Raw genomic sequence first — 5667 nt, forward strand, 5'->3', positions numbered from 1 at the left:
TTCGGGTGGGGTGGTTTTTTTGATTCCGCGCCGGGGGGTGGGGGGGCCACCCGACCCCCCCCGGGTGGGGGGGGGTGTCCCGCCGTCCAGCAGCACCGAGCGGCCTCCGGGCGGTGCTGCTGCACGATCGCGTCGAACACGCCCGTACTCAGGGAGAGGCTCAGGCGGGTCGGATCGACCTCTTCATACCGACTGGTCGGTAGCCTCAGATGGGGAGGGTGGCTGTCAAGGCCTGGCCGCTGTTGAACATGACGCCGAATTCAACTATAACGATCGGAAGGCCGACTCCCTGTCGCTGCTGCGGCCACGGCTCACGCCAAAGGCCGCTCGAGGAGACGGTCGATGAGCCATCTCCGCACGACAGTTGGCGTTCGGCGCCCCCGGCGCGCATTCGAGCCCGGCGCCCGGCGCTCGGAATCCCGGCCCCGAAGCTCACGGACGAACCGGATGAACCGGACCAACAGGAAACAGTGAGGCGACATGAGGGAAGCAGTGATCGTTTCGACGGCACGGACGCCGATCGGAAAGGCCTACCGCGGCGCGTTCAACGACACCCAGGCGCAAGAGCTTGCCGCCCATGCCCTTTCGCACGCGGTGCATCGCGCCGGGCTCGAGGGAGGCGAGGTCGAGGATGTGGTCTTCGGTTGCGCCGTGCAGCAGGGGTCCTCGGGTTTCAATGTCGCGCGTCAGGCTGCTCTGCGTGCCGGACTTCCGGACGTCGTGTCGGGGATGACGATCGACCGGCAGTGTTCGTCGGGCCTGATGGCCATTGCGACGGCCGCCAAGCAGATTGTCACGGACGGCATGCAGGTCGCAGTCGGCGGCGGCGTCGAGTCGATCTCCCTGGTGCAGAACGACCACATGAACACCCACCGCATGGCGGATCCCTGGCTGGTCGAGCACAAGCCGGGGATCTACCTGCCGATGTTGCAGACGGCGGAGATCGTCGCCGAACGCTACGGCGTGAGCCGGGAACGTCAGGACGAGTTCGCGCTGGTGTCACAGCAGCGCACCGCGGCGGCGCAGGAGGCCGGCCGGTTCGACCGGGAGATCGTCGCGCTCACCAGCACCAAGAAGGTTCTCGACAAGCAGTCCGGGGAGGTGCGGGACGAGGAGGTCACCCTGGCCCGGGACGAGGGCAACCGTGCGTCGACGACGCTCGACGGCCTGGCCGGGTTGGCGCCGGTGCTGCCCGACGGTCGGGTGAGCGCCCGGTCCAGCGTGACGGCGGGCAATTCCTCGCAGTTGTCGGACGGGGCTTCGGCATCGGTGCTGATGGAGTCGAGGGAGGCCGAGCGCCGCGGACTGGAGCCGCTGGGTGTCTACCGGGGTATGACCGTTGCCGGATGCGGGCCGGAAGAGATGGGCATCGGTCCGGTGTTCGCCATTCCGAAACTGCTGAAGCAGCACGACCTCACCATCGACGATATCGGCCTGTGGGAACTCAACGAGGCGTTCGCCTCCCAGGCGTTGTACTGCCGGGACGAACTGCACATCGATCCGGAGCGGTTCAACGTCGATGGCGGTGCCATCTCGGTCGGTCATCCGTACGGAATGACCGGTGCCCGGCTGGTGGGGCATGCCCTCGTCGAGGGGAAGCGCCGGGGTGTTCGGTATGTGGTGATCTCGATGTGTGTCGGCGGCGGAATGGGTGCAGCCGGACTGTTCGAGGTCGTCTGAGGTCCCCATCCCTGCTGGAGAACGTGGCTGCCGTCGGATTGCGCGGCAGCAGGCCGATCGTGAGGAGTGACGTGGATACCGTGTCGAAGTCGGCGGCAAAACCCCGAACCGCGGTCCTGGTGGACTTCGGTGGGGTCATCACCTCCAGTGTGCTGCGGGCTTTCACCGCCTTCGGCGCCTCGCTGGGCGGCGACCCGCGCCTGCCGCTCGACCTCCTCGCCCGGGACCAGCGATCACGCACCCTCCTGGCCGATCACGAGTGCGGCCGTCTCGACGCAGGGGGCTTCGAGCGGGGATTCGCCGAACGCCTCCGCGTCCACGGCGCAGACGTACCGGCCGAGGGGCTCACGGCCCGGATGCAGGCGGGCATGTCGATCGACCAGGACATGCTCGCGCTGCTCGGTGATCTTCGAGCCGCCGGCCGTCCCGTTGCGCTCGTGTCCAATTCGTTCGGTACCGGAACCTACGACGGCGTCGACCTCTCCGCCGTTGCCGATGCGGTCGTGATCTCCGCGGAGGTCGGGATCCGCAAGCCCTCCCGGCGGATCTACGCGATCGCATGTGAACGCCTGGGCATCGACCCCGAAGAGGCGGTCATGATCGACGATCTGCAGCAGAATCTCGACGGAGCGGCACGGATCGGAATCGGGGGCGTACTGCACACCAGCGCCGCCGACACTCGCCGCCAACTCGCCGAACGCTTCGGGATCACCGCCTGATCGCCGATTCGGCGGGGGTGAGACCCGCACGGCCATCTGCCCGCATCCTCGGCAGGCGCCGCCCACGGTCAGCGATTTCGATCCTGTGTGCCGCCACGCGCCGCCACGCGCCGTCACCGTCGACACCGTTGCGCTGCGCGGCGCCAGGGATCAGCCTCACCTTTGTGACTATGGCGTCGGATTCAAGTACCGTTCCCGGAATGGATACCACCGCGCCCGAGGAGATCGACGGCGAGTACGCACCTCCCATGGCGCCGCTCTCGAACCTTCGCGAGCCGCCTACGACGAAGCGTGGAGCGCGGACACGGGCCGCATTGGTGAAGGCCGCGCGGAAGGTGTTCGAACGGGACGGCTACCTCGACACTCGCCTGACCGACATCACCAAAGAAGCTCAATGTGCGGCGGGATCCTTTTACACCTACTTCGCCAACAAGGAGGAGGTGCTCGCCGCCGTCCTCCTGGAGGCGCAGGAGGACATGATGCACCCCGGCATGGGCCGGGTGCAGGGTACCGACGATCCCTATGCGGTACTCGAGGCGAGCAACCGCGCGTATCTCGAGGCATACAAGCGGAATGCGAAGCTGATGGCTCTTCTTGAGCAGGTCGCACAAGTGGAGCCGGAGTTCCGCGAGTTCCGGAGCCGGCGCGCTGACGCGTTCATCCGCCGCAATGCCCGCGGCATCGCCGACCTGCAGGCGCGGGATGTCGCAGACGGTGGGGTCGATCCGATGATGGCCTCCCGTGCCCTGTCGGGCATGGTCAGCGTCCTGGCCTACAACGCCTTCGTGGTCGGCGAACGGCAAGAAGAAGGTGCACCGGTGGACTTCGAGGAGCTCGTGTCCACGGTCACCCGTCTCTGGGCGAACGCCCTTCGGTTCCCCGGCCACCGCTGACCCCGGCAGCCTGGACAGCCTGGCCCACCGCACCCGGTACTGCCGGGTGCTTCTCATTTCTCGGCTCCCTTTGTCGTCCCCTCCGTGGGAGGTGGGCGGTCTTCTTCGCGCGTCGCCGTGTCCCCCTCTGTTGAACTTGACGCCAGATTCAATTATAAAGTTCGACAAGAGCATGGTCACGCCGGCTCTCGGCCGTGCCCCGGCTTCGCACGCCAACCCGTCAGGAGCTCAGATGTCCCTGTTCGAGATACGGGATCGCGCCAAGGAGTACCAGGCGGATCTGCTCGAGTTCATGGATGCACACGTCTACCCCGCTGAGGCGGTGTACCACGTGCAGATGCGCGCGTCGGGTGACCCGCATTTCCAGCCGCCGATCATCGAGGAACTCAAGGCGGAGGCGCGAAGGCGCGGACTCTGGAACCTGTTTCACCCGCACCCGGAGTGGGGCCCCGGGCTGACGAACCTCGAGTACGCGCCGCTGGCGGAGATCATGGGGCGCAGTCACATCGCCCCCGAAGCGTGCAACTGCAACGCTCCCGACACCGGGAACATGGAGGTGCTCACGCTGTTCGGCAGCGACGAGCACAAGGCGAAGTACCTCAAGCCCCTGCTCGACGGCACGATGGCCTCGGCCTTCGCGATGACCGAGCCGCGTGTCGCCAGCTCCGACGCCACCAACATCGAGTTGCGGATGGAGCGCGACGGCGACGAGTACGTGCTCAACGGCCGCAAGTGGTTCGCCTCCAATGCCCTGCACCGCAACTGCAAGGTGCTCATCGTCATGGGGAAGACGGACCCCGGCGCTGCTCCGCACAGGCAGCAGTCGATGATGGTCGTCCCCATCGACGCCCCCGGGATCACGGTGATGCGGGGCCTGCCGGTGTTCGGCTACCAGGACCGTGAGGGGCACGCCGAAATCGACTTCGCCGATGTACGGGTGCCGGCCAAGGACCTCCTCAAGGGCGAGGGCGAGGGTTTCGCGATCAGTCAGGCCCGGCTCGGGCCCGGTCGTATCCACCACTGCATGCGGGCCATCGGCGCGGCCGAGCGGGCGCTGGAGCTGATGTGCCGGCGCGCGCAGTCGCGGGTGACATTCGGTAGTCCGGTCGCCGAACGGTCCAACATCCAGGACTGGATCGCGGAAGCGCGCATCGACATCGAGATGATCCGGCTGCTCACGCTCAAGGCCGCGTATCTGATGGACACGGTCGGGAACAAGGAAGCGCGCACCGAGATCGCGGCCATCAAGGTGGCCGCCCCGAACATCGCTTTGAAGATCATCGACCGCGCGATCCAGGTGCATGGAGCAGCCGGAGTCACCGATGACTTCCCATTGGCGATGATGTACGCGCAGCTGCGGACACTGCGGCTGGCGGACGGTCCCGACGAGGTCCACAAGCGGGCGATCGCCAGGCAGGAACTGCGGCGGTACCGCGACGGGGCCACCACGGCGGCGAGCGGCACGGACACCCCCGGCGGCCACAAGGCAGGGGTGAACTGAAATGGCAGGGCTGGACCTCAGCGGTCGCACCGCCGTCGTCACGGGCGCCTCCCGCGGTATCGGGTTGGCGATCGCCCAGGCCATCGCCGCCGCCGGCGGAAACGTCGTCCTCACCTCCCGGTCCCAGGAGGCGGCGGACGCCGCCGCGGCCCAGGTCGGGGGCACGGCGATCGGCGTCGGTGTGCACGCGGTCGACGAAGAAGCGGCCCGGCGCTGCGTAGATCTGACGCTCGAGCGCTTCGGAAGCCTCGACATCCTCGTCAACAACGCGGGGACCAACCCGGCCTTCGGACCCGTCATCGACCAGGACCACGTCCGGTTCGCCAAGACCTTCGACGTGAACGTGTGGGCTCCTGTCCTGTGGACGGGGCTGGCCGTGCGGGCCTGGATGGGCGAGCACGGCGGCGCCGTCGTCAACACCGCCTCGGTCGGCGGCATGACCCTCGAGGCGAACATCGGGTTGTACAACGCGTCGAAGGCCGCACTGATCCACCTCACGAAGCAACTGGCCCTGGAACTCTCGCCCAAGGTTCGCGTCAACGCGGTGGCGCCGGGTGTGGTGCGCACGAAGCTGGCCGAGGCTCTGTGGAAGGACCATGAGCAGGCCCTGTCCGCCGCGACGGCACTCGGGCGCATAGGGGAGCCGGCCGACATCGCCTCGGCGGTCGCCTTTCTCGTCTCGGACGCCGCGAGTTGGATCACCGGCGAGACGATGGTGATCGACGGCGGCCAGCTCCTCGGTGACGCGCTCCCGTTCAGGCAGGGAGCAGACACCGGTGTCTAGTGCCGCGGCAGGCAACGTTTGCCCGTCAAGGAGCGGCGCCCGGTGCGTGCTCTCGGTGTGCCGGCCGGAAGTCCTCGTACTGGATGTACT

Annotated in this window: 5 protein-coding genes; all 5 read left to right on the top strand. The window is 67.5% G+C overall.

Going from position 1 to position 5667, the window contains the following annotated elements:
• The first annotated feature begins 480 nt into the window (after positions 1-480).
• The 5 genes from ACFWBT_RS03230 to ACFWBT_RS03250 all read left to right on the top strand — a co-directional run bounded on the left by ACFWBT_RS03230 (position 481) and on the right by ACFWBT_RS03250 (position 5577).
• Positions 481-1680, top strand: coding sequence for an acetyl-CoA C-acyltransferase (locus ACFWBT_RS03230; RefSeq protein WP_385695170.1), 1200 nt, complete (start codon positions 481-483; stop codon positions 1678-1680).
• A gap of 71 nt (positions 1681-1751) precedes the next feature.
• Positions 1752-2399, top strand: a complete 648-nt coding sequence (locus ACFWBT_RS03235) for an HAD family hydrolase (RefSeq protein ID WP_384233043.1) — start codon at positions 1752-1754, stop codon at positions 2397-2399.
• A gap of 200 nt (positions 2400-2599) precedes the next feature.
• A complete protein-coding gene (locus tag ACFWBT_RS03240; protein WP_385695173.1) occupies positions 2600-3292 on the top strand; it encodes a TetR/AcrR family transcriptional regulator in 693 nt (230 codons plus the stop codon).
• 232 nt (positions 3293-3524) lie between these two features.
• Positions 3525-4793 (top strand): acyl-CoA dehydrogenase family protein, encoded by a 1269-nt coding sequence (locus tag ACFWBT_RS03245; RefSeq protein ID WP_385695176.1) that lies wholly within the window; start codon positions 3525-3527, stop codon positions 4791-4793.
• A gap of 1 nt (position 4794) precedes the next feature.
• On the top strand, positions 4795-5577 hold the full coding sequence (locus tag ACFWBT_RS03250) for an SDR family oxidoreductase (protein WP_385695179.1): 783 nt from the start codon (positions 4795-4797) through the stop codon (positions 5575-5577).
• Positions 5578-5667: the final 90 nt, after the last annotated feature.

Origin of the sequence: Streptomyces sp. NPDC060027, from assembly GCF_042737005.1 — a bacterium.
Lineage (GTDB): Bacteria > Actinomycetota > Actinomycetes > Streptomycetales > Streptomycetaceae > Streptomyces.

Coding starts and splice junctions, on each gene's coding strand:
- ACFWBT_RS03250 (WP_385695179.1), top strand. CDS start 4,795: ATGGCAGGGCTGGACCTCAGCGGTCGCACCGCCGTCGTCACGGGCGCC.
- ACFWBT_RS03230 (WP_385695170.1), top strand. CDS start 481: ATGAGGGAAGCAGTGATCGTTTCGACGGCACGGACGCCGATCGGAAAG.
- ACFWBT_RS03245 (WP_385695176.1), top strand. CDS start 3,525: ATGTCCCTGTTCGAGATACGGGATCGCGCCAAGGAGTACCAGGCGGAT.
- ACFWBT_RS03240 (WP_385695173.1), top strand. CDS start 2,600: ATGGATACCACCGCGCCCGAGGAGATCGACGGCGAGTACGCACCTCCC.